Here is a 22,830-nt window from a genome sequence, read left to right on the forward strand (position 1 = left end):
AGAATTCAAAGGAATTCCATTTGAACAATGGAAACTACAAGGAGCAGTAACATAATGATAATTGCAACCACACCAAGCTTCTTGGACCCCAAGTAATATTCCCCCAAGAGAACGACACATGAACAAGCTAACCAAGGAAGTATGAGAAAACTGGCAATATCTGGGAGGTCCCATTCTGCCAGCAAGATTGCATAAACAATTGCGGCCCCCGCGAATGCAACGATGCGAATAGAATTCCGCCAGACGGGGTGCCTTGGTCTTTCCTCTGAGCCGTAGATGCCGATGGCCACGAAGCTGAAAATTAGTTCTAGAGCTTCCGCCATGTCTTCTCGCGTGGTTTGATTAGTGTTCCTTATTTGTTGGTTTGCAATCTGTCCATTTTAAGGCTCGATTGGTCGAATAGTCCAAAAGTCCGCTTCGTCCGCTTTTCACCACTTATGGCGTGTCACGCGCAGCCAGATACCTTGTTTGCCTCTGACCGTGAGGTGCGCCACCGGCATCGCGGGTCTGTCCGGCACCAGATCGAAACGGTAGTCGCGTACCAGCATCGATAGAAGCAGCGGACCTTCGATCATCGCGAACCCCGCGCCGGGGCAGACGCGTTGGCCGGTTGAGAAAGGGATGTAGGCGGTGCGCAGGCAGGTTTTGCCATTCTCTGAGGAATAGCGGGCCGGATCGAACCCGTCGGGATTATCCCACAGCCTTTGATGCCGGTGCAGGTGCCAGGGGCTCAGCACGATCTGCGCGCCTTTGGGCACTTTGCGATCGCGAAACTCTTCAGGGCATGTCGCCTCGCGTACCATCATCGGAACCGGTGGATAAAGCCGAAGTGTTTCCCGAAAAACATCCCGCGACACGCGCAATTTCGACAGGCCGGAAAACCCGAAATCGCCCGCAAATGCGGCCTCTGCCTCCTGCGCCATCCGCTCTTGCCACTCGGGATACATCGCCAGCAAATATAGCGCCCAGGCCAGCGCCGAGGCGCTGGTTTCGTGCCCTGCGAGGAAAAAGATGGCAACCTGATCAACCATCTCGTCGGTCGAAAAAGCATCACCCGTCTCTGGATCTGTTGTGGTCATGATCTTCGTGGCCAGATCGTCGGGCGCATCCCCTGAACGGATCTGCTCCATCCGCGTCTGGGTGAGCGCCGTGATCAGGGTGCGGATGTGTTTCGCGGTCGCCTTGGTCTGGGCTTTGTGAAACCGCGGAAACCAGCGCGGCAAGGGCAACAGCGCCCCAAGATTGACCACCGGTTGCGCCCGCTGATGGGCGCGAAAACTGTCAAAGACCTGCGCCGCAACCTCGTGTTCGATCGGGATTGAGAACAGCGTGCGAAAGATCACGTCGGCGGCAGCGTGACTGGTCTGCGCCTCGATTTCCAGCGACCCCCCCGTCGCATAGGGTTTCAGACGATCCACCGCCCCCTGTCCGGCGGCCAGCATGGCAGGAAAGGCATCGCGCAAGCGCCCCCCCTCAAAGGCAGGGTCAATGATACGGCGTTGACGCTTCCAGACCTCGCCATTGGTGACAAAGACCGAGTTGCCCAGAAGCGGCCTGAGGCCCTCGCGGATGCGGTCAGATTTCGGGAAATCATCCGGGCGCTGCTTGAGCACAAGGTCTATTAGCTCGGGCTGATTGCAAAGGTAGGACCGGAAGAACGGCGTTTTGAATTCCGCCATCCAGGCGCGATAGAGCCTTGCGGGCTGCGCCGATAGGATATCCTGTCGAAAAAGCTGCAGATAGCGCCAGAGCGAGACCTTGCCGTCGCGGTGGTTGGGTTTCGGCGGCAGGGTCATGGGGTGATACTTGTATAAGGAGAGGTGGGCGTCTCGATCCGCGATTTGGAGGGGGTGCGTCCCTTGAACCGGTCGCGAAGGGTTTGCGGCCCAGCCGTGATCTGGAAATAATCATAGTCGCCGGGCTGATCAAAGGCACAGAGATACTGAAAATGCAGGCGGAAGAAGCGCCAGCGCAGTTCGCGCCAGCGCGCGGGGCTGAGCGTCTGAGTGAACGCCGCCGACAGAACAAGCGGCCAGCGTTTACCCTCGGTCGCCACGCCGCTGACGTTGACCGGATCACAAAGCGCAAAGGCGCAACCATCCCCGGGCGCGGTGACGTCAACCCAGGTGAGCGCATCACTGGTCGAAAGATACTGCAGATCGGCGCGCAACCGGTGAGCCTCCGGCAGGAACGAGACCATCGGCACGACCTGGCCAAGCGAGAGGAATGCCAAAGCTGGGCCGTTGTCTGGCCCCCTGCCCTGTCGGATCACATCAGCAAGGATCGACACGGCCAGATGTGCGCCCGAGGAATGGCCTATTACCAGCACCTCATCGGCATCACCTCCAAGGACCTCGGCAATGGCGCTGGTAAATTCGGCCATCCGCGCCTCAAGCGCGGGCGGGTTGGCGCCGCCCGCCTGTGCCGAATAGGCATAGTCATGCATCAGGTAATAGGCGAAGAACTTGTTGTCCTTCTTGCGGAACCATTCCAGCACGAAAGGAATCACCACCACGCCCCCATAGATCATCGACGGGTGAAGCAGCGCCAGAATCGACCCCACGCCCCATGCCAGAAAAAGCGCCAGCAGGAGCTGCACCAGCAAGAAGGCCACCGGGTAGAGCGCGGCAATGACAGGTCCCTTACGCAGGCGCATCAGTCGGCGGAGTGCGCCGGTACGGATATAGGTCCACGCGGTACGGACGAGTTGCAGGTAAGTCGCAAAGATACCCCGATCCATGCTGTCGCGCACGATATCGGACCAGATTAGTGTTTCGAAATCGCTGATGGTGTCGATGCCGTCGATAGTGGCCTCGACATGCCAGCCATAGCGCCCGGCGCTTTGTCCGGGGCTCAGCATAATCTCATAGCCCGACACCGCCGCCTGCACCGCGCTTTCCTTGCGGTAAAGCTCGCGGTAGCGACGGGGATGGATTGGGTCGTAGCCCGGAATATAGAAGACGTGCCTGCGTCGCACAGTTTGGCTGCTCATAAGGCCGACGTTAGCGCAGGATTTTGGAATGCGGTAGGATTATCCGATATTGGCAAGTGCCGGAAAAACCTCAAGCAGCCAGAAAGAGAAGGCCGAGAAACCGCCTGTCAGCATCAGCAGGCCGATCGTCCACAAGAGCAGGCCCATGCAGCGCTCAATCTGCTCCATATGACGCTTCATCCAGCCCATGAAACCGGTGAGACGCGGCAGGAAGGCGGCAACCAGCAGGAACGGCACACCAAGTCCAATAGCATAGATCGCCAACAGCAACGTTCCGCGCGGCACCGAACCTTCTGACGCTGCAAGCGACAGGATCGCACCCAGCTGAGGCCCGATGCAGGGTGTCCAGCCAAAGGCAAAGGCAAGCCCCAGGATATAGGCGCCAAAGGCCGAGCCGCCACGGTCGCCCGCGTCCAGCCGCGCCTCGCGATCCAGAAAGCCGATGCGATAGATGCCGATGAAATGCGCTCCGAATGTCATCACCAGAAGACCCGCTACCGTATTGAAATAGCTCTGGTATTGCAGAAAGGTCGACCCGATCGCCGAGGCCGCAAACCCCAGGAACAGGAAGACCGTCGACAGCCCGAGCACGAAAAAAAGCGCGGGCACAGTGGCACGGGCGCGTTGCCCGCCATTGGTGGCCAGATCATTTATCGTCACACCGCTCATATACGCCAGATAGGGTGGCACGATGGGCAGAACGCAGGGGCTGAGGAACGAGATTACCCCAGCCAATAACGCCACGAACATGGCGGGCAGAAGGGTCGCGTCTATGATCTCGATGCCAAACATTTCTCCCACATAATCAATTCTGTGGGCCGCGTCACGGGGCCATCGGTCACAACCTTGTGGACAGCGCGTGAGTTGGCGCATATGTCGCGCCCATGAACGAGATCGAAATCGACGCCAGAGGACTTTTGTGCCCCCTGCCCGTGCTCAAACTGGCCAAGCGGATAAAGGCGCTGGCGACAGGTGATCAGGTGCGCCTGTTGGCAGATGATCCGGCGGCGGTTGTTGATGTGCCGCATTACTGTACGGAATCGCGCCATGAGCTGCTGTCGGTCACTGAGGGCGATGGTTGTCAGATTTATCTTGTGCGCAAAACCGGGTAACGGTTTTCGTCTAAGGTTCGATTGAACGCCCTTTATTCTGGCGGACGGAATCGTTCCCGCGGAATGACGGCAACGGGCGTAAGTTCCACCAGGAAGTGCTCGTGTCCCAATCCGGCTACCACGACCGAGGTCGACACCGGCTCGTGACCCGCTGGCAGGAACTCCAGGCGGATTTTCTGAATGCCCGGCAACTGGTCGCGGTTGGTCAAATAGGTGGTAATCGCGACGATATCGGACAGCTTGCCGCCAACTTCCGACAGTAGCGTTTCGATGTTTTCAAAGCACTTTCGCGTCTGCGTTTCGACGTCGCCAATGCCAACAACTTGCTCTTCAGCATCCCACGCGACCTGCCCAGTCAGGTGAACCACAATCCCGTCAGGCTGAATGGCTCCCATCTGGAACCCGCGCCCCTTGGCTTTCCAGACGTTCTGGGCTTCAAATCCCTTTGGCATTGCCATGTTTCCTGGTGCTGAAGGACAGAGTTTTCGATCGTGGTGACGATAGTGCCAGCAAGGTACCATCATCTTCCGAATATGAGATTACGCCGAAAAGAAAAAACGGCGCCACCAAGAGCGCCGCAATTCTCTGCATTTAACGCATTCTAGCGCCCCAGAGACCACCAGCCCCTGCGCTTTGGCTTATCAGGATCCGGTGCTTCTTCCGCGACCGGTTCCGGCGTGGGCTTCGGAGACTCCTCAGCCGTGACAACCTCTGCTGCTGGCTCTGCGGTCGCTTCGGCCATCGCGGGTTCGAGGGCTGGCGCAGTCTCGGCTTCAGGCTCTTTCTTCTTCGCACGCGACCGGCGCTTCTTGGGCTTTTCCTCGGCTTCAGCAACCGGTTTCGCTTCATCCACGGCAGTCTCCACGACCTCAGGCGCCGCTTTTAGCTCGGTGTCAGGGTCTGCTTCCGCCGTTGCGGCCTCGGCCTTTTTGCGTGGTTTACGGGTACGTTTAGGCTTTGGTTTGGATTCTTCCTCCGCAGCGTCCGCTTTAGGGTCGGCAGCCTCAGCTGGAGTTTCTTCTACGGGTGCTTCTTCCTTCGATCTCTCGTCGCTGGCTTCGCTTCCAGAATCAACGGGGGGCGGATCGCCCTCGTCAGCTTGCGCATCAGCAGATTGATCCTCGGCCCCGTTCTCGGACTTGGACTTGCGGCGACGACGACGGCGGCGGCGTTTCTTGGGCTTCGCCTCTTCATCACCTGCAACGGTTTCTGCCGCTTCTTCGATCTCTTCGTCCTGCGCCTCTTCGTCGATGTCGTCCATCAGCGAACTGTTCACCGATACAACCGGTGCCGTCGCCTCGGGCACTCGACGCGTGGCGGTCTTGAACTTCTCGAGTGAGAAATCGGGGCTGATCAGCATCGGATCACCCTCGATCCGCACGGAAAGCCCGTAACGCGATTCGATCTGGGCCACGTGTTCGCGTTTCTGGTTCATGATGAAATTGGCAATGCCAACCGGACATTTGACCAGAACCTCGCGTGAGCGGCGGCGGGTGCCTTCCTCTTCGATCTGGCGCAGGATCGACAGCGCCAGATTGTCGTCCGACCGGATCAACCCCGTGCCGTGACAGGCCTGACAGGGCTGGGTTGTCGCCTCGATCATGCCGGGACGCAGACGTTGCCGGGACATTTCCATCAGGCCAAAACCGCTGATCCGACCCACCTGAATGCGGGCGCGGTCGGTCTTGAGCTTGTCCTTCATCCGCTTTTCGACGGCCGAGTTGTTGCGGCGTTCGTCCATGTCGATGAAGTCGATCACGATCAGCCCGGCAAGGTCACGTAGACGCAGTTGGCGGGCAACTTCCTCGGCAGCTTCAAGATTGGTCTTGAGCGCGGTTTCCTCGATCGAACCTTCCTTGGTGGCACGGCCCGAGTTGACGTCGATCGCGACAAGCGCCTCGGTCACGCCGATCACGATATAGCCGCCGGACTTCAGCTGTACCGTCGGGTTGAACATGGCGCTGAGGTAGCTTTCAACCTGATGGCGCGCGAAAAGCGGCATCGCGTCGGCATAGTGTTTCACGTTCTTCGCATGGGACGGCATGATCATCTTCATGAAGTCCTTGGCAATTCGATAACCGCGCTCGCCTTCGACCAGCACCTCGTCAATCTCGCGATTGTAAAGGTCACGGATCGAGCGTTTGATCAGGTCGCCCTCTTCATAGATCTTGGCGGGCGCGGTCGATTTCAGCGTCAGGTCGCGAATCTGCTCCCACATGCGTTGAAGGTATTCGTAATCGCGCTTGATCTCGGATTTGGTTCGTTTCGCCCCGGCGGTTCGCACGATGAGGCCCGCGCCGGGGGGCACGTCAATCTCATTGGCGATTTCTTTAAGCTTCTTGCGGTCGACTGCGTTGGTGATCTTGCGGCTGATACCGCCGCCACGGGCGGTGTTGGGCATCAGGACGCAGTAACGCCCCGCGAGGGACAGGTAGGTGGTCAGCGCCGCGCCCTTGTTGCCGCGCTCTTCCTTGACGACCTGCACCAGAAGGATCTGGCGAACCTTGATGACTTCCTGGATCTTGTAACGGCGTGGCCGCGGTTTACGCACCGGGCGAATGTCTTCGCTGTCATCCTCGTCGGCGACGGATTCGATGGTTTCATCCTTGGCCGTGGCATCGGATGTGCGCGCATCGTCGCCATCATCATCACCGCTGTCGTCATCATTGCCAGCGTCCGCATCATCCGCATCGTCAGCCGTCGGTGTATCCTCGTCTACACTCTCGGCATCTGCCGGCACATCCTTGACAGTTTCGCCATCCTCGGATGCTGTTTCGCTGCTCTCGTCCTGCTCTGCAGGTTCCTCGACCGGCGTCTCCTTGACCAATTCCATCGGCGATGTGGCTTCGTCTGGGTCAAGCGCATCATCGCCCAGATCGATGGTTTCCATGCCCGAGATCTGGCCGTCCGTGACCTCAGAGGTCACAACGGCATCATCTGATTTGGTCTTTTCAGCCTTGGATTTCGACCGTGACCGCGAGCGGCGTTTTTTCGGTTTTTCCTCTTCCTCGTCACGCGCTTTCATTGCCTCGGCATAGGCGCGCTCTTCTTCCATCAGCGCCTCGCGATCGGCGACAGGGATCTGGTAGTAGTCAGGATGAATTTCCGAAAAGGCCAGGAAACCGTGGCGATTTCCGCCATAGTCCACGAAGGCCGCCTGAAGCGACGGTTCGACCCGGGTAACTTTTGCGAGGTAGATATTGCCAGCTAGCTGGCGTTTATTCTCGGACTCAAAGTCAAATTCCTCAACCTTGTTTCCATCCACCACCACAACGCGAGTTTCCTCTGCGTGGGTGGCGTCGATAAGCATTTTCTTAGCCATGTTGTCCAATTGCATCGCGGCAATCGCGCCTGCCCTGGTGGGGCGGCGAGGTGCGGGCAATGTCTGATAAGGGCGATAGCGGGCGCACGTGCCGGACGACTAGAGAGGGCGCCTGTGTCGGCCCCTGCTCTGACGATATTGTGCCTCGCGCGCTTCATCGCGTTTCTTCTCCGGCGCCTTTAGTGGCACCAATTTACGGCCTGCTTTTTCCTCTTTAGAGGATGCGGGCATTTATTTGGCCCTGTTTTCAAGGGCCCAATCGGTCTGTTCAGGGGCGCGGATGTGTTCCAGCACGTATCTGATACAGCGAATCTCATGCGGCGCAGTTCGGTTGAACATCTGCCGTCAAATCACACTAAAGCGTGCGGTGGTGAAATTACAATGGTGAAAATGCGCGGAGTCTTGGGCAATATTGCGCAGGGTCGTACGATCGGTTGCCTGATTGTCTTCTTTTCCCGGCGCATTCGCCACAAAACTATCGCTGTTGCATGATCCGGATATGTGAAGTTGCTGTTGATCCTGTCGACCATTGGACATGATGCATGCATTTTAGACGTTCACCACCCTGATCATAGCGCATGCGGCAACCCATCCCGATCGGCGCTGGCTTGACTGAGATTGCAGGTCTGCTTCGTGTCAGGTTCGACCGGTGCAGGAATCTTAGAACCACACGGGATCAAGGTGCGCAGCGTCGTCTGAGGATCGCCCGAGTCCTCCTCCCGACCGTTGATCCTGTACATCAAGCGACCCCAAATACCGTTGGATATGCGCCTAAAATATACCAGATTTCTTAGCTACGAATTGACGTCTGAGGAGCAATTTAGAGGGAATATTCAACGATGAGCCGCTTAATCTACGGCGTCATGCTGGCTTTCTCCGTGGCGTGTGTGAGTCCTGCTATTGCCGAACGGACCATTTCGGTCAAACCAGGGCTGTGGGAATATACCCATAGTCTTGAAATACCGGGTCTTGTGAGTCCTCTTGAAAAACCCAAGACCGAATGTATCAACGCGGAAGAATCCGAACGCAATTTGTCCGACCTGCTTGGCAAGCTGTCGAAAGATGCTGGATGTACAGTTACGAACCTGAAATCGTCTTTGAGTACCGTCAATTTTGATCTGGTCTGCACGCGAGATGTCGCGAGCGCTTCGCTGCAATCAACCGGGCACCTAGCGTTCAGGTATGGCCGCGAGGAAATTACCGGCACGGCTGATGGTACGATCTCCCTGAACGGGGTGGAATTACCGGTACAGGCCACTGGCATGGCCCGTCACATTGGCAGGTGCAAGAACTGACATCCAGACCAACACTTTCGCGCGCATTGGCATTTCGGCGATAGCAATATTCGTGATTGGGAAGGAATTGGCCTTTCACACAGGAAACAAGTAGCCGTCCGTCACCCGTTTTGACTGATAGGTCGTCGGCGCGAGGAGAAACGTCAACCACAAGCAGATCAAAGACCCGCGTTATCAGCGGCAACTATCATTCCGGAAATAGGGGAAGGCAACTGCGTGGTGCGGGCAGTTGCCATATCACCTAACCCAATCGATGCGCCGTCAGAGATAATCGGAGCGCTGCAACCCGTATTTGGCCATCTTTTCGTTCAGCGTCCGGCGCGGCAGGCACAGCTCGTCCATCACCGCGGCGATCGAGCCCTTGTGGCGGCGCATGGTGTTGTCGATCAGCATACGTTCGAATGCCTCGACATATTCCTTGAGCGGTTTGCCCTCGGTCGTCATCACCGGTTGCATTTCTTGATGATCCGACATCAGGAGCGATGCAATAGTGCCCGATCCGCGGCGCGATTGCAGCACGGCGCGTTCGGCCACGTTGAATAGCTGCCGCACATTGCCGGGCCAAGGCGCCTGCAAAAGTTGCGCGGCCTCCTGGGCCGATACTTTTGGCGGCTCGCAACCATAATCATCGGCGAACTGATCGCCGAAGCGGGTGAAGAGCGTCAGGATATCCTCACCACGTTGACGCAGCGGCGGCACAGTGATGCGCAGGCTGGCCAGACGGTAGAACAGGTCGGCGCGCAGGGCATCTTCGCAGGTTCGGTCCTGTTCCTGCATGTTGCAGATGGCAACGATACGGGTTTCGGGCGGCGTGCCCTCTTCGTTCATGAAGGTCAGCAGCCGGGCCTGCACCGCCTCGGAAAGCGCCTCGATATCTTCCAGCACAAGTGTACCGCCACGCGCCTCTTCCACCGCCGGAAGCTGAGTATCTTCGGGGTTCATCGGGCCAAAAAGGCGTTTCATCAGCGCGTCTTCCTCGAAGGCCGAACACGGCACGAGGACGAATTTCTTGCCGGCGCGCGCACCCACCGCATGCAGCGCATGGGCCACAAGCGTCTTGCCAGTGCCGGTTTCGCCTTCGATCAGCACATGACCGTCGGCTTGCCCCAGATCAAGGATATCTTCCTTGAGGCGTTCCATGATCGGGCTGGCGCCGATGAGCTTCTTCATCAGTTGCCCACCATCGGAAAGTTCACGGCGCAGGGCGCGGTTATCCAGCGTCAGGCGACGGGCATTGGCGGCCTTCTTGGCCAACTCGTTCATCCGGTCTGGATTGAACGGCTTTTCAAGGAAATCATAAGCGCCGATGCGCATTGCCTCGACCGCCATCGGTACATCGCCGTGGCCAGTGATCATGATCACTGGCAATGAGCTGTCAGCGCCCATCAGCTTTTTCAGAAACTGCATCCCGTCCATGCCGGGCATCTTGATGTCGGTCACGACAATGCCGGGATATTCAGGCCCGAGCTTCTTCAGCGCGTCTTCGGCGCTGGCAAAGGCCTCGGTGTCGTAACCGGACAGCGCAAGCCATTGGCTGATGGATTGGCGCATGTCCTTTTCATCATCGACGATTGCGATTTTCATGGCGCTAGGCATATCGTTTACTCCGCTGCACGGGTCTCTTCGGGTAAGATAGGCAACTGCATTTCAAATACAGCCCCCCCGTCTGATCCGTTATGGGCGGTCAGACGTCCCCCAAGGTCGTTTACGATACCCGACGAAATGGCAAGACCCAAGCCGACACCATCGCCGGGCTGCTTGGTAGTATAGAACGGTTCGAACAGGTTGTCGTGGTCGGTGATGCCGGGGCCGTTATCGCGCACGGTGAGGCTGGCGGTCTCGCCCGCCGCCAGGATGATGTCGAGCGTGGGATCATCGACACTTTCGGTTGCGTCCAGTGCGTTGCGCAAAAGATTGATCATCACCTGCTCAATCCGAACCCGGTCGCCCATCACCAGCACCGGCTGATCCGGCAAGGCACGGTTGATCACCACATGGCGCTGGCGCAGTTGCGGTTCCATCAGCGACAAGGCTGATGACAGCGCATCGCCCATATTTACAGGCTCCATCGCATCCGCATTGTGGCGCGCGTATGATTTCAGTTGCTTGGTGATGGCGCCCATCCGTTCGATCAGATCGTCGATCCGCTGGAACGAGGAAAGTGATTCCTCAGGACGGTTGCGTTGCAGCAGCAATCGCGCCCCCGCAAGGTAGGTTTTCATCGCGGCCAGCGGCTGGTTGAGCTCGTGACTGACTGCCGCCGACATCTCGCCCAAGGCGGCCAGTTTCGAGCTTTGCGCGAGCGTCTGTTCGGCCACCGCAAGGTTCTCCTGCACCCGTTCACGTTCGGCAATTTCCCGCTGTAGTCGGGCGTTCAATGCGCGAAGCTCTGCCGACTCGCGCTGGAACAACACCATGCGCAACGCTGTTTTGCGGTTCAGGAAATAGAAGGCCAGCGCCAGAAGAATCGCAAACACCATGATTTCGAGCGCCAGGAAGCCGTTCACCTTTTCCCGCACGCTATTATAGGTTGTAAAACTGGCAATCCGCCATCCGCGAAACGCGACGCGCCCCTCGACCCTCATCACCGCTTCGCCCTGCAGATAGGCGTCTGCGGGCAGCGTGGTCCAATCCTGGGTGGCCTGAATCGCGCGTTCGATAGCACTGGTTACCGGCTGACGGGTCAGTGCTGCCTCCTCGCTCAACCCGCGCCAGCGCGGTTCTGTCGACAGGATGATCTTGCCTTCGCTATCGCTGACCAGCACCGCGTCTGAAATCCCTGACCAGGCGCGTTCGTATTTCGCCAGATCAACCTCGACCACGATCACACCAATAAGCTGGTTCTGGCTTTCGATACGGCGGGAATAGAAAAAACGGTAATCGCCAGCCTCGCCTTCAAGCACCTTGAAAACCGTATCGGTCGAGCGCAGGGCATCAATGAAATACGGCGCCTGCGGGTGGCTTTCGCCCAGTGAATTGCGATCACTCGAGGCCACCGTGCGCCCGTCTTTGTCCAGAAGCGTCAAGTGCTTGGCGCCGATCTCATCGATGAACGAGATCAGCCGCGCCGTTGACTGGGTGTAATCGCCCGAATTCAGCGCGATGATCAGCGCCGGGTCGCGAGCCAGAAGCTGAGGAACAATCGCGTTCTGACGAAGCTCCGACAACAGGTTGCCGCTATAAAGCACCAACCGAAGTTCCGCCCGGTTACGGGTGGTTTCGGTAAAACGGTCGGTCAGCAGACGGTTGGTGACGAAAACGATGGCAATGGCCGCGGCCATCAAGACCAGCAAAGCCCCCCGTGCGCGCCAGCTGAACGTGCTTGGACGATTGACCGTCTCGGTGGGCGTTGACGTTGTCATGGCATAAGAATACGACGCACGGGGCGGCGCCTCAAGCTCTTAGGCGTGCACGAGTTGCTCAACTACATGTGAAAACAGCGCGGCCCCCTCGGCATTGCCGTGCAGCGCCTCGGCCATACGCTCGGGATGGGGCATCATCCCCAATACGCGGCGATTTTCCGACAGCACCCCGGCGATGTCGGCGACCGACCCGTTGGGATTGTCGGTATAGGTGAACGCGACGCGATCTTCGCCCTTAAGACGAGCCAGATTATCCGCATCGACATTGTAATTGCCATCATGATGGGCAATCGGCACAGTGATCACCTGCCCTTTGTCGTAACCGCCGGTATAGATGCTGTCGGCGGTTTCGACCTTCAACCCCACCGGTTTGCAGATGTATTTCAGCGCGGCGTTGCGCAACAGCGCCCCCGGCAGCAATCCGGTTTCGGTCAGGATCTGAAAGCCGTTGCAGACGCCAAAGACATAACCGCCCTTGTTGGCGTGGCTGATGACCGAGCGGCAGATCGGCGAATTGGCAGCAATCGCCCCGCAGCGCAGGTAATCGCCAAAGGAAAACCCGCCTGGAACGCCGATGAAATCCACGCCCGCCGGCATCTCGGTGTCCTTGTGCCAGACCATACTGACCCTGGCCCCTGCCCGCTCCAGCGCCACGGCAAGGTCACGGTCGCAGTTCGATCCGGGGAAAACAATGACCGCTGCATGCATCAGACCAGCTCCACCGAGTAGCTTTCGATCACCGTGTTCGCCAGCAGCTTTTCACACATGGCAGTGACAGTATCGCGGGCCTGCGCCTCATCGGTTTCCGCCAGCTCGAGTTCGATCACCTTGCCCTGACGCACTTTTTCGACCCCGTCGAACCCCAGCGAGCCAAGCGCATGGCGCACCGCCTCGCCCTGCGGATCCAGAACCCCGTTTTTCAGCATGACATGCACGCGTGCTTTCATCGGATTTACCCCATTTTCCGTTGGCGCAGGATGCGCCGGGTTGGTGACCCTGCCCCGATCAGTTGATCAGGGTGGGCCGGATCATCGGTGTCGCGCCTTTGGGCATGACGCCCAGGCGGGTGGCAACCTCGGTATAGGCATCGGTCAGGTTGCCCAGATCGCGGCGGAACACGTCCTTGTCGAGCTTCTGTCCGGTTTCGATATCCCACAGGCGGCAACTATCGGGGCTTATCTCGTCGGCCACGATCAGACGCTGGAAATCCCCTTCAAAGACACGCCCGATCTCGATCTTGAAATCCACCAGACGAATGCCGACGCCATACATGACGCCCGCAAGGAAGTCATTCACCCGCAAAGCGAGGGAAAGGATATCGTCCATGTCCTGCTGGCTGGCCCAGCCGAAGGCGGCGATATGTTCCTCGGTCACCAGCGGATCACCAAGTGCGTCGTCCTTCAGGCAATATTCGACGATCGGGCGCGGCAATTGCGTGCCCTCGTCCATGCCCAGACGTTTGGCCATCGTCCCGGCGGCATAGTTGCGCACGATGACTTCCAGTGGCACGATTTCGCAGGATCGCACCAGTTGTTCGCGCATGTTCAGCCGTTTCATGAAATGCGTCGGCACGCCGATATTATTCAGCCCGGTCATGAAATATTCACTGAGCAGGTTGTTGAGCACACCCTTGCCCTCAATCACCGCCTTCTTCTCGGCGTTGAACGCGGTTGCATCATCCTTGAAATACTGGACAATCGTGCCCGGCTCGGGACCCTCATACAGGGTTTTTGCCTTGCCTTCGTAAATCTTCTTGCGCCGTGCCATGCACACCTCGTCGCTTGACCGGGGATGATCCCCTTGGTCGTTGCGTCCTCATAGTCCATGGGCACGATTGCCGCAAGATCACGTTGAGCCCTTGCGAACGGAGGCTGTGGGTTGCATATCATAGGGGAACAGCAAGTCATTAGCAGGGAATTGACCATGACCACCTTCGACGACCGCGAAAACGCCTTTGAAAACAAGTATGCCCATGACGAGCAGATGAATTTCAAAGCTGAGGTGCGCCGCAACAAGCTTCTGGGCCTCTGGGCAGCGGAACTGCTTGGTAAAACCGGTGAAGATGCGGATAATTATGCCAAAGAGGTCGTGAAATCGGATTTCGAGGAAGCCGGGATCGAAGATGTCGTGCGCAAGGTCGCAGGCGATCTGGGCGATCTGGCCGATGCCGACACAATCCGTAATAAAATGGGTGAGTTGCTGATCGTTGCCAAGAGCCAGATCATGAACGAAGCCTGATCCAGCGATCGGATTAGTAACAGGGCGCGCCTTTCGGGGCGCGTTCTACAGTTTGTTTGTCAATTTGTCCTGAGTGGACAAAGCGCAGCTGCCACCGGATACAAACTCACCTCACATAGATGATGAAGATTATGAGTTTGCCTGCCGGACCCAAGCATGACACACGAAATCGCAGAACACATGTGGGAATGCTGACAAATGACAAATGCCCTGAGCCGGCTGATGGACACGCGCGCCTGGATATTGGCAGATGGTGCGACCGGGACCAACCTGTTCAACATGGGGTTGGAAGCGGGTGAAGCACCCGAAATGTGGAATGATCAGCACCCCGACCGTATCCATTCGCTCTATAAATCCACCGTGGATGCGGGCAGCGATCTGTTTCTGACCAACTCGTTCGGCGGTAACGCGGCTCGGCTGAAACTGCACGGCACCGAGAGGCGCGCCAATGAACTATCACGCATTTCCGCCGAGATCGGCCGCGAGGTGGCCGATAAGGTCGACCGCACTGTGGTCGTCGCCGGGTCAGTCGGGCCCACGGGCGAAATCATGGCCCCGATGGGCGCGCTGACGCACACGCTGGCGGTCGAGATTTTCCACGAACAGGCCGAGGGCCTGAAGGATGGCGGTGCCGACGTGCTTTGGCTGGAAACCATCAGCGCGCCCGAGGAATACATCGCCGCCGCCGAGGCATTCAAACTGGCAGACATGCCCTGGTGCGGCACCATGAGCTTTGATACCGCAGGGCGCACGATGATGGGCATGACCTCGGCTGATATGGCGGGGATGGTCGAAAAGCTCGACAATCCGCCACTGGCATTCGGGGCGAATTGTGGTGTTGGGGCTTCGGATCTGCTGCGCACCGTGCTTGGTTTCGTGGCACAAGGTACGGAACGGCCGGTCGTGGCCAAGGGGAATGCCGGTATACCGAAATATGTTGATGGCCATATCCACTATGACGGCACCCCAGACCTGATGGCTGATTATGCGGCGCTCGCGCGCGATGCGGGCGCGACGATCATCGGCGGCTGTTGCGGCACCATGCCCGAGCATATCTCCAAGATGCGCGAAGCTTTGGAAACGCGGCCGCAAAACGAACGCCCGACATTGGATCAGATCACAGCGGCACTGGGATCGTTTTCCTCTGCCGCGGACGGCACAGGCGATGACGAACCCGCCCCCCGCCGTCGCCGCCGCAGACGGGGCTGACCTGCGTTTGCGCGGTACACCGGGCTAACACCCTTATTGCACCGGCGTTCACGACAACCTGACCAGCAAAGCACTCAGGGCCATAGACAGCACGATTGCGTTAACGGGCAATTTGCGCAACTAATGTCCTGCCCTGACGGAGAATGCGATGCGCAAGGTTTTGATTGGTATTGCTTCGGTCCTGTTGATGACCGGAGCCGCCTTAGGTGAGCCGTCCGGCACGTTTCGCCATGCTCACGAATTAGGTTTCGGAGCGCATTCCAGCCTTGATCCAATCTCGAAAGGTCGCGTGCTTCAGATCACCGAGAAAATCATGAACCGCCTGGCCCGTCCCGGCCTGGATGGCAAACCTCGACCCGATCTTGCCACCGGATGGAGCGTAACGCCCGACGGGATGACCTGGACATTCACCCTGCGTGATGACGTCCGGTTCCACGATGGCAGCGCTTTTGACGCCGATGACGTCGTCTATACGATTAATCGCATTCTCGACCCCGAGATGGACAGCCCGGTGCGGTCCGTCATCAGCATGGTGAAAGAAATCGAAGCTGTTGACCCTCTGACCGTGCGGCTGAACCTGAAACATGGCTATGCCGATCTGCCGCTTCAGCTGATGGATGCGCGTATGCGGATTATTCCCGACGGGTCTGGTGATACGATCGGTCAGACCGGTATTGGCACCGGACCGTTCAAGGTCACGAAATTCGATGCCGACGGGGTCAGCTATCTTGTGGCGAATACCGACTATTGGGAGGGTCCGCCGAAACTGGCGATGATCGAGGTGATCGGGATACCGGACGCCCAAGCCCGGCTTACGGCATTTCTGAGCGGACAGCTCGACATGGAGCGAGGCATCGACCCGTCGCTGCGCCGGGTGCTGCAGAACTCGGACAGATACAATGTGCAGGACATTCCGACCGGCAACTGGATCGGAATGGTGTTTCGCACCGATGTCCCACCCTACGATGATGTGCGGGTACGTCGGGCGATCCGGCTGGCAGTCGATCGGGAAGACCTGCTGAAGCTGGCGCTCGGCGGCGGCGGCATCATCAGTTGCGATACACCCGTGGGACCCAACGACCAGTATCGTGCCGATCTAGACTGCCCTCAGGACATTGACAAAGCCCGAGCGTTGCTGGCCGAAGCGGGCTATCCCGACGGGCTGGATATCGAGATCCATATCTCGACGCTGGAGCCTTCGTGGCCGTCGATGGCCGTGGCCCTGCAGGAACAACTGGCGGCAGCAGGTATTCGCGTGAAGGTCGTCAAGGCGGCAACTGATGGCTACTGGTCGCAGGTCTGGATGCAAAAGGACGCAGTCGGTACCCGCTGGGGCGAACGCCCTGCCGATCAGGCACTGAACGAAATCTTCCGGTCGACGGCGCAATGGAATGAAAGCTTTTTCAAGGATCTGACTTTCGATGCAATGCTGGACATCGCCAGTCAGGAGCTGAATTTCAATGAACGCCGCGACCTCTATGTGGGCGCACAGAAATACCTTTTCGAACACTCGGGAACCCTGATCCCCTATCACATCACCCAGTTGGTCGGATTGTCCACACGGGTGCACGATCTGGACGAGGTCAAGAACGACGCCGTCCGCTGGCATCTGGTACGGGTCACGGAGTAGGATCAACCGGCCCCGTTCAGCACGCGTGGTCGGATTTTCGAACAACGTCGGCTAAACGAAAGCTGACATTCGGGCCACGAAGACGAGTAACCGTATTGCGGACAAAATGAGCTTTAGCTGCAATTGTGCGAACGGCAGCTTACGGGATTGGCTGCTGTCAGGTGTAGACGAAGTGGTTGATGAATACCCGCAAACGTGGCAACTCACGAAGCTCCCGAGCGAAGTATATGAAGAAGCGAGGTCGGTCTGGTGTAAACTCGGTCAATATTTGCACCAGATGACCCTGTCGCAGATCTTCTTCTACACCAGCTCTGAGCGACCACCCGATGCCAACATCACGGCGGGCTGCGTCAACCACAGTACGAAGGTCATTGAATATAATGGACCCTTTTCCTTCGATCACCTGTGGCTCCCTATCAACCAAAAACTCCCAAGGTGTTATTCTCCCTGAGTTGACCCGGCGATGGCGAATGCATTTATGCTCCAACAGATCAATCGGCACCTTTGGTACGCCAAATTGCCCCAGATAGGCAGGTGATGCCACGTAAGCCCCCTGCATCGGTTTGCTAAGCGCTTTGGCGATCATCTGGTCTTCGAGTAAATCGCCCAACCTGATCCCAGCATGAAAGCCCTTCGTGGTAATATCAACCAGCCCCTCGTCAATGGACAGGTCAAGCTCTATTTCGGGGAACAGAGTTTGGAAGTCAGCCAGGCGGGGAGCGACCACGGCCTCCCAGGCGCGAAACGGCAGGGTGATGCGCAGCACCCCGGACACTGCCCCAGCCTCAGATCGGACAGCTTCGATTGCCGCGTTTGCTTCAGACAGCACATGACGGGTTTGCGCGAGTAGCTTTCTGCCCGCATCCGTTAGGACGACTGAGCGCGTGTTGCGCACAAACAATGCCGTGCCAAGATGATCTTCGAACTGTTTGAGCTGCTGAGACACCGCAGAAGCCTGCACGCCCAGCACGCCCGCTGCGGCACGAAGCGTTCCTTGCTCCGCGATGGCATGAAATGTTCGTAGCCCCAGAAGACGTACCCGGTCCATTATGTTCCTCAGCTAATGATATTGTATAGAATATACTCTGTTATCGAACAATGGGAAACCGTCTACGCTGACACGCGAAAGCAAGTTTCCACAAAGCGAGTATCCATGATGCCGACATTGCCCTCAGAGCGCACGATGACGTCTGGCATCATCACGATTATCCTCACGGTGTTTGCGATGGCGCTAACGGATGCCTTCGTGAAATACGCCAGTTCGGACATGACCTTATGGCAGATCTACGTGTGCCGCTCCTGCCTTGCATTGCCTGTTTTGGTGCTGCTTGCAAAAGGTCGCATCCGCCCGATGGCAATTGGATGGGTCAGCTTGCGAAGCCTGATGCTGGTTGCGATGTACCTCGCCATCTATGCTGCGATCCCGGTCCTTGATCTGTCGGTCATTGCCGCGACGCTCTACACTGCCCCTTTGTTCATCGTTCTGCTCTCTGCACTTTTCCTGAAAGAGCAGATCAGGCTGGCGCATTGGTGTGCCGTTGGTATCGGGTTTGTCGGCGTATTGGTTGTCGTACAGCCCCGTGGAGAAGACTTTACCTCACTGTCGCTGATCCCGGTGATTGCTGCCTTCCTCTACGCGTCTGCGGCGGTGCTCACGCGGGCCAAATGCGTGGCCGAGGCCCCGGTGACGCTCGCCATCAGCCTCAACATGGCGCTGGTGATCTGTGGCGCACTCGTGTCTCTTGGTCTCTGGCTGTTTCCGGTGACAGATGCAGATCGCTATCTGTTCCTCTTGGGGACGTGGTCGCCACTTAATGCAGCCACTCTGGGAGTTCTGGCCATCATGGCAGCGCTGATCATCGGGGTCACGCTTGGCGTTGCGCGAGCCTACCAGTCTCCGCGCCCGCAGGTGATTGCGATTTTCGACTATGCTTATCTTATCTTTGCAGCTTTTTGGGGCTTTGTGTTCTTTGGCGAACTTCCAGACAAATTCACGATTGGAGGGATAGCCCTGATTGCCCTGGCCGGGTTAATGATCCTGAACACTGACAGCCCTGAAGCGAAGACTGATCAACGTTCAAATACGGCCTGAAATGCAAAAACGCGACCATTCGATCGCGCAGAAGCATCGGTCATGGTGGGCACAACGCCGTCATCTGACTTACCCCGTCAGATGACGGCATTCGAGCGGCCCCGCGCCTTGTCACCGCCTGCCGGGGGTGCCGGAGCTGGTCAGATATCCAGAGTGTTGTCTTTTTCCCACTGGCTGAAATGCGCGGTGAAGGAATTCCATTCCTGCATTTTCATCTTGATATAGGCGGCCGAGAATTCCTCGCCCAGCATCGCCTTCAACTCCTTGTCCTTATCGTAGGTCCGGATCGCATCCAGCATGTTGAGCGGCAGTTTCGGCGCGCCGCGTACCTTGTGACCTTCGGCATACATGTCAATGTCATGACGCTTGCCCGGATCGGCCTTGTGGCGGATCCCGCTGAGTCCCGCGGCGATGATCACCGCCTGCAAAAGATATGGGTTGACCGCGCCATCGGGCAGGCGCAGTTCGAACCGGCCGGGACCTGGCACGCGCACCATGTGGGTACGGTTGTTGCCGGTCCAGGTCACGGTATTGGGTGCCCATGTCGCGCCCGAGGTGGTGCGCGGCGCGTTGATCCGCTTGTAGCTGTTCACCGTCGGATTGGTGATCGCGGCCAAGGCGCTGGCATGTTTCATGATGCCGCCCAGGAAATGCGCGCCCTTTTCGCTGAGGCCCAGTTCTCCGGTCTGGCCCGTGCCTGTGCCCGCCTCGATGGCGAAAACATTGGTCTTGGCCTTGTCGCCGGGCGCATCCCACACGGAAATATGCGCATGGCAGCCATTGCCGGTCAGGCCCTCAACGGGCTTGGGCATGAAGGTCGCTCGGAAGCCGTGCTTTTCGGCCACGGACCGGGTCATGAATTTGAAGAAACTGTGCTTGTCGGCGGTGCGGAGCGCGTCGTCGAATTCCCAGTTCATCTCGAACTGGCCATTGGCGTCCTCGTGGTCGTTCTGATACGGACCCCAGCCCAGATCAAGCATGTAGTCGCAGATCTCGCGCACCACGTCATAGCGCCGCATCACAGCCTGCTGGTCATAGCAGGGCTTGTCGGCGGTATCGTATTCGTCGCTGAGAGCTGATCCGTCGGGCGTCAGCAGAAAATATTCGGCCTCGATCCCGGTCTTGACATGCATGCCCTCGTCCGCCGCCTCGGCGATCAGCTTGCGCAGCACGTTGCGCGGAGCCTGCGCCACGTCTTCGCCATCCATCACGCAATTGCCCGCCACCCAGGCGACTTCAGGTTTCCACGGCAGCTGGATCACGGAACTGGGGTCCGGTACCGCCAGCATGTCCGGATGCGCGGGTGTCAGATCCAGATAGGTGGCAAAGCCGGCGAACCCGGCGCCTTCCTCTTGCATATCGGCAATCGCCTGTGCCGGCACCAGCTTGGCCCGCTGTGCCCCGAACAGATCGGTGAATGAAATCATGAAGTATTTTACGCCGTTTTCCGCAGCGTAGGCGGCCAGATCTGTTGTCATGGAGTTTTTTCCTTTCCCTGTTGGCATAGAAAAGGGGCGGTTTGGCCGCCCCTTGTCAACTTTTTTCAGAACCCTGTGCCCGGCTTGCCCGGCCACCAGTCGGTGCCCGACAAAGGCACCTGCGCCATGGCGGCGGCCTCCATCGTCAGGGCCACCAGATCTTCAGGCTCCAGATTGTGCAGATGGTTCTTGCCGCAGGCGCGCGCGATGGTCTGCGCCTCAAGCGTCATCACCTTGAGGTAATTGCGCAGACGCCGCCCGCCCTCGACCGGATCGAACCGCGCGGCAAGCTCGGGATCCTGGGTGGTGATGCCGGCAGGGTCCAGCCCCTCGTGCCAGTCATCATAGGCGCCCGCGGTGGTGCCGAGTTTCTGATATTCGGCCTCCCATTTCGGGTCGTTGTCACCGATGGCGATCATCGCCGCGGTGCCGATGCTGACGGCGTCCGCGCCCAATGCCATCGCCTTGGCCACATCCGCACCCGAGCGGATGCCGCCCGACAGGATCAACTGCACCTTGCGGTGCATCCCCAGATCCTGCAGCGCTTGAACCGCCGGACGGATGATCGCCAGCGTCGGCTGACCGACATGCTCAATGAACACGTCCTGCGTCGCCGCCGTGCCGCCCTGCATGCCATCAAGCACGACCGCATCCGCGCCCGCCTTGATCGCCAGAGTGGTGTCGTAATAGGGCCGCGCGCCGGCGACTTTCACATAGATCGGGACTTTCCAGCCGGTGATCTCGCGTAACTCGAGGATCTTGATCTCAAGATCATCTGGCCCGGTCCAGTCCGGGTGACGGCAGGCCGACCGCTGGTCGATCCCCTTGGGCAGGTTGCGCATCTCGGCCACCCGGTCGGAAATCTTCTGACCCAAGAGCATGCCGCCACCGCCAGGCTTGGCCCCCTGCCCCACGACGATCTCGATGGCATCAGCCTTGCGCAGGTCATCCGGGTTCATGCCGTAGCGCGAGGGCAGATACTGATACACGAGCTTGGTGGAGTGGCCGCGTTCTTCGGGCGTCATGCCGCCGTCGCCGGTGGTCGTGGACGTGCCCGCCGCCGAGGCGCCGCGGCCCAGAGCCTCTTTCGCCGGGCCGGAGAGCGCGCCGAAACTCATACCAGCGATAGTGATCGGAATGTCCAGCTCGATCGGGTTTTCCGCGTGCAGACCGCCGATGGTCACGGAGGTCTCGCATTTCTCGCGATAGCCTTCGAGCGGGTAGCGAGAGATCGACGCGCCCAGAAACAACAGGTCGTCGAAATTAGGCACCCGGCGCTTGGCGCCGCCACCGCGAATGTCGTAGATGCCGGTCGCCGCCGCACGGCGGATGTCGCTGTTCACGTCCTGCGTGAAGGTCGCCGACTGTCGCGGCGTGGTGTGCGGGATCTTGTGTTCTGTCATGGTTTCAACCCCTTAATAGTCGCCAGCGTTATCAACATCGAAATTATAGAGATTGCGGGCCGAGCCGTAGCGCGTGAACTCCTCAGGTTTCGCGTCCACCCCGGCCTCGGTCAGGATTTCTTTGAGAAACTCTATATGTTCCGGTCGCATTTCCTTTTTCTCGCAATCGGCACCGAGGCTCTTTACGCTGCCGCGCACGAAAAACCGCGCCTCGTAGCAGCTATCACCCAACGCGTCGCCCGCATCGCCGCAGACCACGACATTGCCCGACTGCGCCATGAAGCCGGACATGTGGCCGATATTGCCCTCGACCACTATATCGACGCCTTTCATCGAAATCCCGCAGCGCGAGGCGGCATTGCCCCTAACCACGATCAGCCCGCCATGAGCGGTTGCCCCCAGATACTGGCTGGCATCGCCTTCAATCACGATCTTGCCCGACATCATGTTCTCACCGGTGCCTGGACCTGCCGAGCCGTCGACGGTAATGGTCGCCTGCTTGTTCATGCCGCCGCAATAATAGCCGGTGGAGCCGCGCACGGTGACCTCGATAGGTGCATCGAGCCCCACGGCGATGGCATGACTGCCCTTGGCATTCACCACCTCCCACGCGGTCTCGTTGGTGTTTTGGGTCTGACCCTGCAGGGTCTCGTTCAGGGCGCGCAAGCCCTGTTCGGCCAAATCGAATGTCTGCATC

General features: G+C 58.6%; 21 protein-coding genes. 6 read left to right on the forward strand and 15 right to left on the reverse strand.

Annotation, left to right across the window (positions count from 1 at the left end; genetic code table 11):
* Positions 1 to 5 precede the first annotated feature (5 nt).
* From LC334_RS08470 to LC334_RS08485, 4 genes are all read right to left on the reverse strand, one after another.
* Positions 6 to 323, reverse strand: a complete 318-nt coding sequence (locus tag LC334_RS08470; RefSeq protein ID WP_085800196.1) for a hypothetical protein — start codon at positions 321 to 323, stop codon at positions 6 to 8.
* Positions 324 to 428: 105 nt separating this feature from the next.
* On the reverse strand, positions 429 to 1,796 hold the full coding sequence (locus LC334_RS08475; RefSeq protein WP_085800195.1) for a cytochrome P450: 1,368 nt from the start codon (positions 1,794 to 1,796) through the stop codon (positions 429 to 431).
* The gene (locus LC334_RS08480) at positions 1,793 to 2,992 is read right to left on the reverse strand and encodes a hypothetical protein (RefSeq protein ID WP_085800194.1); all 1,200 of its coding nucleotides are present in this window, start codon (positions 2,990 to 2,992) and stop codon (positions 1,793 to 1,795) included. The genes LC334_RS08475 and LC334_RS08480 overlap by 4 nt, the downstream gene beginning before the upstream one ends.
* A gap of 39 nt (positions 2,993 to 3,031) precedes the next feature.
* Entirely contained in the window at positions 3,032 to 3,784 is a 753-nt protein-coding gene (locus tag LC334_RS08485) for a cytochrome c biogenesis CcdA family protein (protein ID WP_085800193.1), read from the reverse strand.
* 92 nt (positions 3,785 to 3,876) lie between these two features.
* On the opposite strand from LC334_RS08485, the gene LC334_RS08490 reads away from it, so the two are divergent.
* Complete coding sequence (locus LC334_RS08490) at positions 3,877 to 4,104, forward strand: sulfurtransferase TusA family protein (RefSeq protein ID WP_085800192.1); 228 nt, start codon at positions 3,877 to 3,879, stop codon at positions 4,102 to 4,104.
* A gap of 32 nt (positions 4,105 to 4,136) precedes the next feature.
* Here LC334_RS08490 and LC334_RS08495 read toward each other — a convergent pair whose 3' ends face one another.
* Together LC334_RS08495 and LC334_RS08500 are read right to left on the reverse strand one after the other, a co-directional pair.
* Entirely contained in the window at positions 4,137 to 4,556 is a 420-nt protein-coding gene (locus tag LC334_RS08495) for a RidA family protein (RefSeq protein ID WP_176237678.1), read from the reverse strand.
* Positions 4,557 to 4,705: 149 nt separating this feature from the next.
* Positions 4,706 to 7,426, reverse strand: a complete 2,721-nt coding sequence (locus tag LC334_RS08500) for a ribonuclease E/G (RefSeq protein ID WP_085800244.1) — start codon at positions 7,424 to 7,426, stop codon at positions 4,706 to 4,708.
* A gap of 839 nt (positions 7,427 to 8,265) precedes the next feature.
* Here LC334_RS08500 and LC334_RS08505 point away from each other — a divergent pair.
* Positions 8,266 to 8,721, forward strand: coding sequence for a DUF3617 domain-containing protein (locus tag LC334_RS08505; RefSeq protein ID WP_085800190.1), 456 nt, complete (start codon positions 8,266 to 8,268; stop codon positions 8,719 to 8,721).
* A 261-nt stretch (positions 8,722 to 8,982) separates the two neighbouring features.
* Here LC334_RS08505 and LC334_RS08510 read toward each other — a convergent pair whose 3' ends face one another.
* The 5 genes from LC334_RS08510 to purC are packed head-to-tail and all read right to left on the reverse strand — an operon-like array spanning position 8,983 to position 13,850.
* Positions 8,983 to 10,317: a sigma-54-dependent transcriptional regulator gene (locus LC334_RS08510; protein ID WP_085800189.1), complete on the reverse strand. Its 1,335-nt coding sequence runs from the start codon at positions 10,315 to 10,317 to the stop codon at positions 8,983 to 8,985.
* Between the two features lie 5 nt (positions 10,318 to 10,322).
* On the reverse strand, positions 10,323 to 12,083 hold the full coding sequence (locus LC334_RS08515) for a sensor histidine kinase (RefSeq protein ID WP_085800188.1): 1,761 nt from the start codon (positions 12,081 to 12,083) through the stop codon (positions 10,323 to 10,325).
* Between the two features lie 39 nt (positions 12,084 to 12,122).
* Positions 12,123 to 12,791, reverse strand: a complete 669-nt coding sequence (gene purQ / locus LC334_RS08520; protein WP_085800187.1) for a phosphoribosylformylglycinamidine synthase subunit PurQ — start codon at positions 12,789 to 12,791, stop codon at positions 12,123 to 12,125.
* Positions 12,791 to 13,030 carry a phosphoribosylformylglycinamidine synthase subunit PurS gene (purS, locus tag LC334_RS08525; protein WP_085800186.1) on the reverse strand — a complete coding sequence of 80 codons (240 nt, stop codon included), beginning with the start codon at positions 13,028 to 13,030 and terminating at the stop codon, positions 12,791 to 12,793. The genes purQ and purS overlap by 1 nt, the downstream gene beginning before the upstream one ends.
* A 58-nt stretch (positions 13,031 to 13,088) precedes the next feature.
* Complete coding sequence (gene purC / locus LC334_RS08530) at positions 13,089 to 13,850, reverse strand: phosphoribosylaminoimidazolesuccinocarboxamide synthase (protein ID WP_085800185.1); 762 nt, start codon at positions 13,848 to 13,850, stop codon at positions 13,089 to 13,091.
* A 156-nt stretch (positions 13,851 to 14,006) separates the two neighbouring features.
* On the opposite strand from purC, the gene LC334_RS08535 reads away from it, so the two are divergent.
* The 3 genes from LC334_RS08535 to LC334_RS08545 all read left to right on the forward strand — a co-directional run bounded on the left by LC334_RS08535 (position 14,007) and on the right by LC334_RS08545 (position 17,160).
* Positions 14,007 to 14,321, forward strand: a complete 315-nt coding sequence (locus LC334_RS08535) for a DUF1476 domain-containing protein (protein WP_085800184.1) — start codon at positions 14,007 to 14,009, stop codon at positions 14,319 to 14,321.
* Positions 14,322 to 14,519: 198 nt separating this feature from the next.
* Positions 14,520 to 15,530, forward strand: a complete 1,011-nt coding sequence (gene bmt, locus LC334_RS08540; protein ID WP_085800183.1) for a betaine--homocysteine S-methyltransferase — start codon at positions 14,520 to 14,522, stop codon at positions 15,528 to 15,530.
* 148 nt (positions 15,531 to 15,678) lie between these two features.
* Positions 15,679 to 17,160, forward strand: a complete 1,482-nt coding sequence (locus LC334_RS08545) for an ABC transporter substrate-binding protein (protein ID WP_085800182.1) — start codon at positions 15,679 to 15,681, stop codon at positions 17,158 to 17,160.
* A 157-nt stretch (positions 17,161 to 17,317) separates the two neighbouring features.
* Here LC334_RS08545 and LC334_RS08550 read toward each other — a convergent pair whose 3' ends face one another.
* Entirely contained in the window at positions 17,318 to 18,208 is an 891-nt protein-coding gene (locus LC334_RS08550) for a LysR family transcriptional regulator (RefSeq protein WP_085800181.1), read from the reverse strand.
* 105 nt (positions 18,209 to 18,313) lie between these two features.
* Between LC334_RS08550 and LC334_RS08555 the strand changes: the two genes are divergently transcribed.
* A complete protein-coding gene (locus tag LC334_RS08555; RefSeq protein WP_223412921.1) occupies positions 18,314 to 19,252 on the forward strand; it encodes a DMT family transporter in 939 nt (312 codons plus the stop codon).
* Between the two features lie 140 nt (positions 19,253 to 19,392).
* On the opposite strand, the gene glnT is transcribed toward LC334_RS08555, so the two are convergent.
* From glnT to LC334_RS08570, 3 genes are all read right to left on the reverse strand, one after another.
* A complete protein-coding gene (glnT, locus tag LC334_RS08560) occupies positions 19,393 to 20,730 on the reverse strand; it encodes a type III glutamate--ammonia ligase (protein ID WP_085800180.1) in 1,338 nt (445 codons plus the stop codon).
* A gap of 65 nt (positions 20,731 to 20,795) precedes the next feature.
* Positions 20,796 to 22,133 carry an FMN-binding glutamate synthase family protein gene (locus LC334_RS08565; protein WP_085800179.1) on the reverse strand — a complete coding sequence of 446 codons (1,338 nt, stop codon included), beginning with the start codon at positions 22,131 to 22,133 and terminating at the stop codon, positions 20,796 to 20,798.
* A 12-nt stretch (positions 22,134 to 22,145) separates the two neighbouring features.
* Positions 22,146 to 22,829 (reverse strand): GltB/FmdC/FwdC-like GXGXG domain-containing protein, encoded by a 684-nt coding sequence (locus LC334_RS08570; RefSeq protein WP_085800178.1) that lies wholly within the window; start codon positions 22,827 to 22,829, stop codon positions 22,146 to 22,148.
* Position 22,830 lies beyond the last annotated feature (1 nt).

It is taken from the genome of Roseovarius aestuarii (assembly GCF_019966515.1).
In the GTDB taxonomy this organism is placed as follows: Bacteria; Pseudomonadota; Alphaproteobacteria; order Rhodobacterales; family Rhodobacteraceae; genus Roseovarius; species Roseovarius aestuarii.

Coding starts and splice junctions, on each gene's coding strand:
- purS (WP_085800186.1), bottom strand. CDS start 13,030: ATGAAAGCACGCGTGCATGTCATGCTGAAAAACGGGGTTCTGGATCCG.
- LC334_RS08480 (WP_085800194.1), bottom strand. CDS start 2,992: ATGAGCAGCCAAACTGTGCGACGCAGGCACGTCTTCTATATTCCGGGC.
- LC334_RS08505 (WP_085800190.1), top strand. CDS start 8,266: ATGAGCCGCTTAATCTACGGCGTCATGCTGGCTTTCTCCGTGGCGTGT.
- LC334_RS08545 (WP_085800182.1), top strand. CDS start 15,679: ATGCGCAAGGTTTTGATTGGTATTGCTTCGGTCCTGTTGATGACCGGA.
- LC334_RS08570 (WP_085800178.1), bottom strand. CDS start 22,829: ATGCAGACATTCGATTTGGCCGAACAGGGCTTGCGCGCCCTGAACGAG.
- LC334_RS08495 (WP_176237678.1), bottom strand. CDS start 4,556: ATGCCAAAGGGATTTGAAGCCCAGAACGTCTGGAAAGCCAAGGGGCGC.
- purC (WP_085800185.1), bottom strand. CDS start 13,850: ATGGCACGGCGCAAGAAGATTTACGAAGGCAAGGCAAAAACCCTGTAT.
- bmt (WP_085800183.1), top strand. CDS start 14,520: ATGACAAATGCCCTGAGCCGGCTGATGGACACGCGCGCCTGGATATTG.
- purQ (WP_085800187.1), bottom strand. CDS start 12,791: ATGCATGCAGCGGTCATTGTTTTCCCCGGATCGAACTGCGACCGTGAC.
- LC334_RS08535 (WP_085800184.1), top strand. CDS start 14,007: ATGACCACCTTCGACGACCGCGAAAACGCCTTTGAAAACAAGTATGCC.
- LC334_RS08555 (WP_223412921.1), top strand. CDS start 18,314: ATGATGCCGACATTGCCCTCAGAGCGCACGATGACGTCTGGCATCATC.
- glnT (WP_085800180.1), bottom strand. CDS start 20,730: ATGACAACAGATCTGGCCGCCTACGCTGCGGAAAACGGCGTAAAATAC.
- LC334_RS08485 (WP_085800193.1), bottom strand. CDS start 3,784: ATGTTTGGCATCGAGATCATAGACGCGACCCTTCTGCCCGCCATGTTC.
- LC334_RS08515 (WP_085800188.1), bottom strand. CDS start 12,083: ATGACAACGTCAACGCCCACCGAGACGGTCAATCGTCCAAGCACGTTC.
- LC334_RS08565 (WP_085800179.1), bottom strand. CDS start 22,133: ATGACAGAACACAAGATCCCGCACACCACGCCGCGACAGTCGGCGACC.
- LC334_RS08550 (WP_085800181.1), bottom strand. CDS start 18,208: ATGGACCGGGTACGTCTTCTGGGGCTACGAACATTTCATGCCATCGCG.
- LC334_RS08470 (WP_085800196.1), bottom strand. CDS start 323: ATGGCGGAAGCTCTAGAACTAATTTTCAGCTTCGTGGCCATCGGCATC.
- LC334_RS08475 (WP_085800195.1), bottom strand. CDS start 1,796: ATGACCCTGCCGCCGAAACCCAACCACCGCGACGGCAAGGTCTCGCTC.
- LC334_RS08500 (WP_085800244.1), bottom strand. CDS start 7,426: ATGGCTAAGAAAATGCTTATCGACGCCACCCACGCAGAGGAAACTCGC.
- LC334_RS08510 (WP_085800189.1), bottom strand. CDS start 10,317: ATGCCTAGCGCCATGAAAATCGCAATCGTCGATGATGAAAAGGACATG.
- LC334_RS08490 (WP_085800192.1), top strand. CDS start 3,877: ATGAACGAGATCGAAATCGACGCCAGAGGACTTTTGTGCCCCCTGCCC.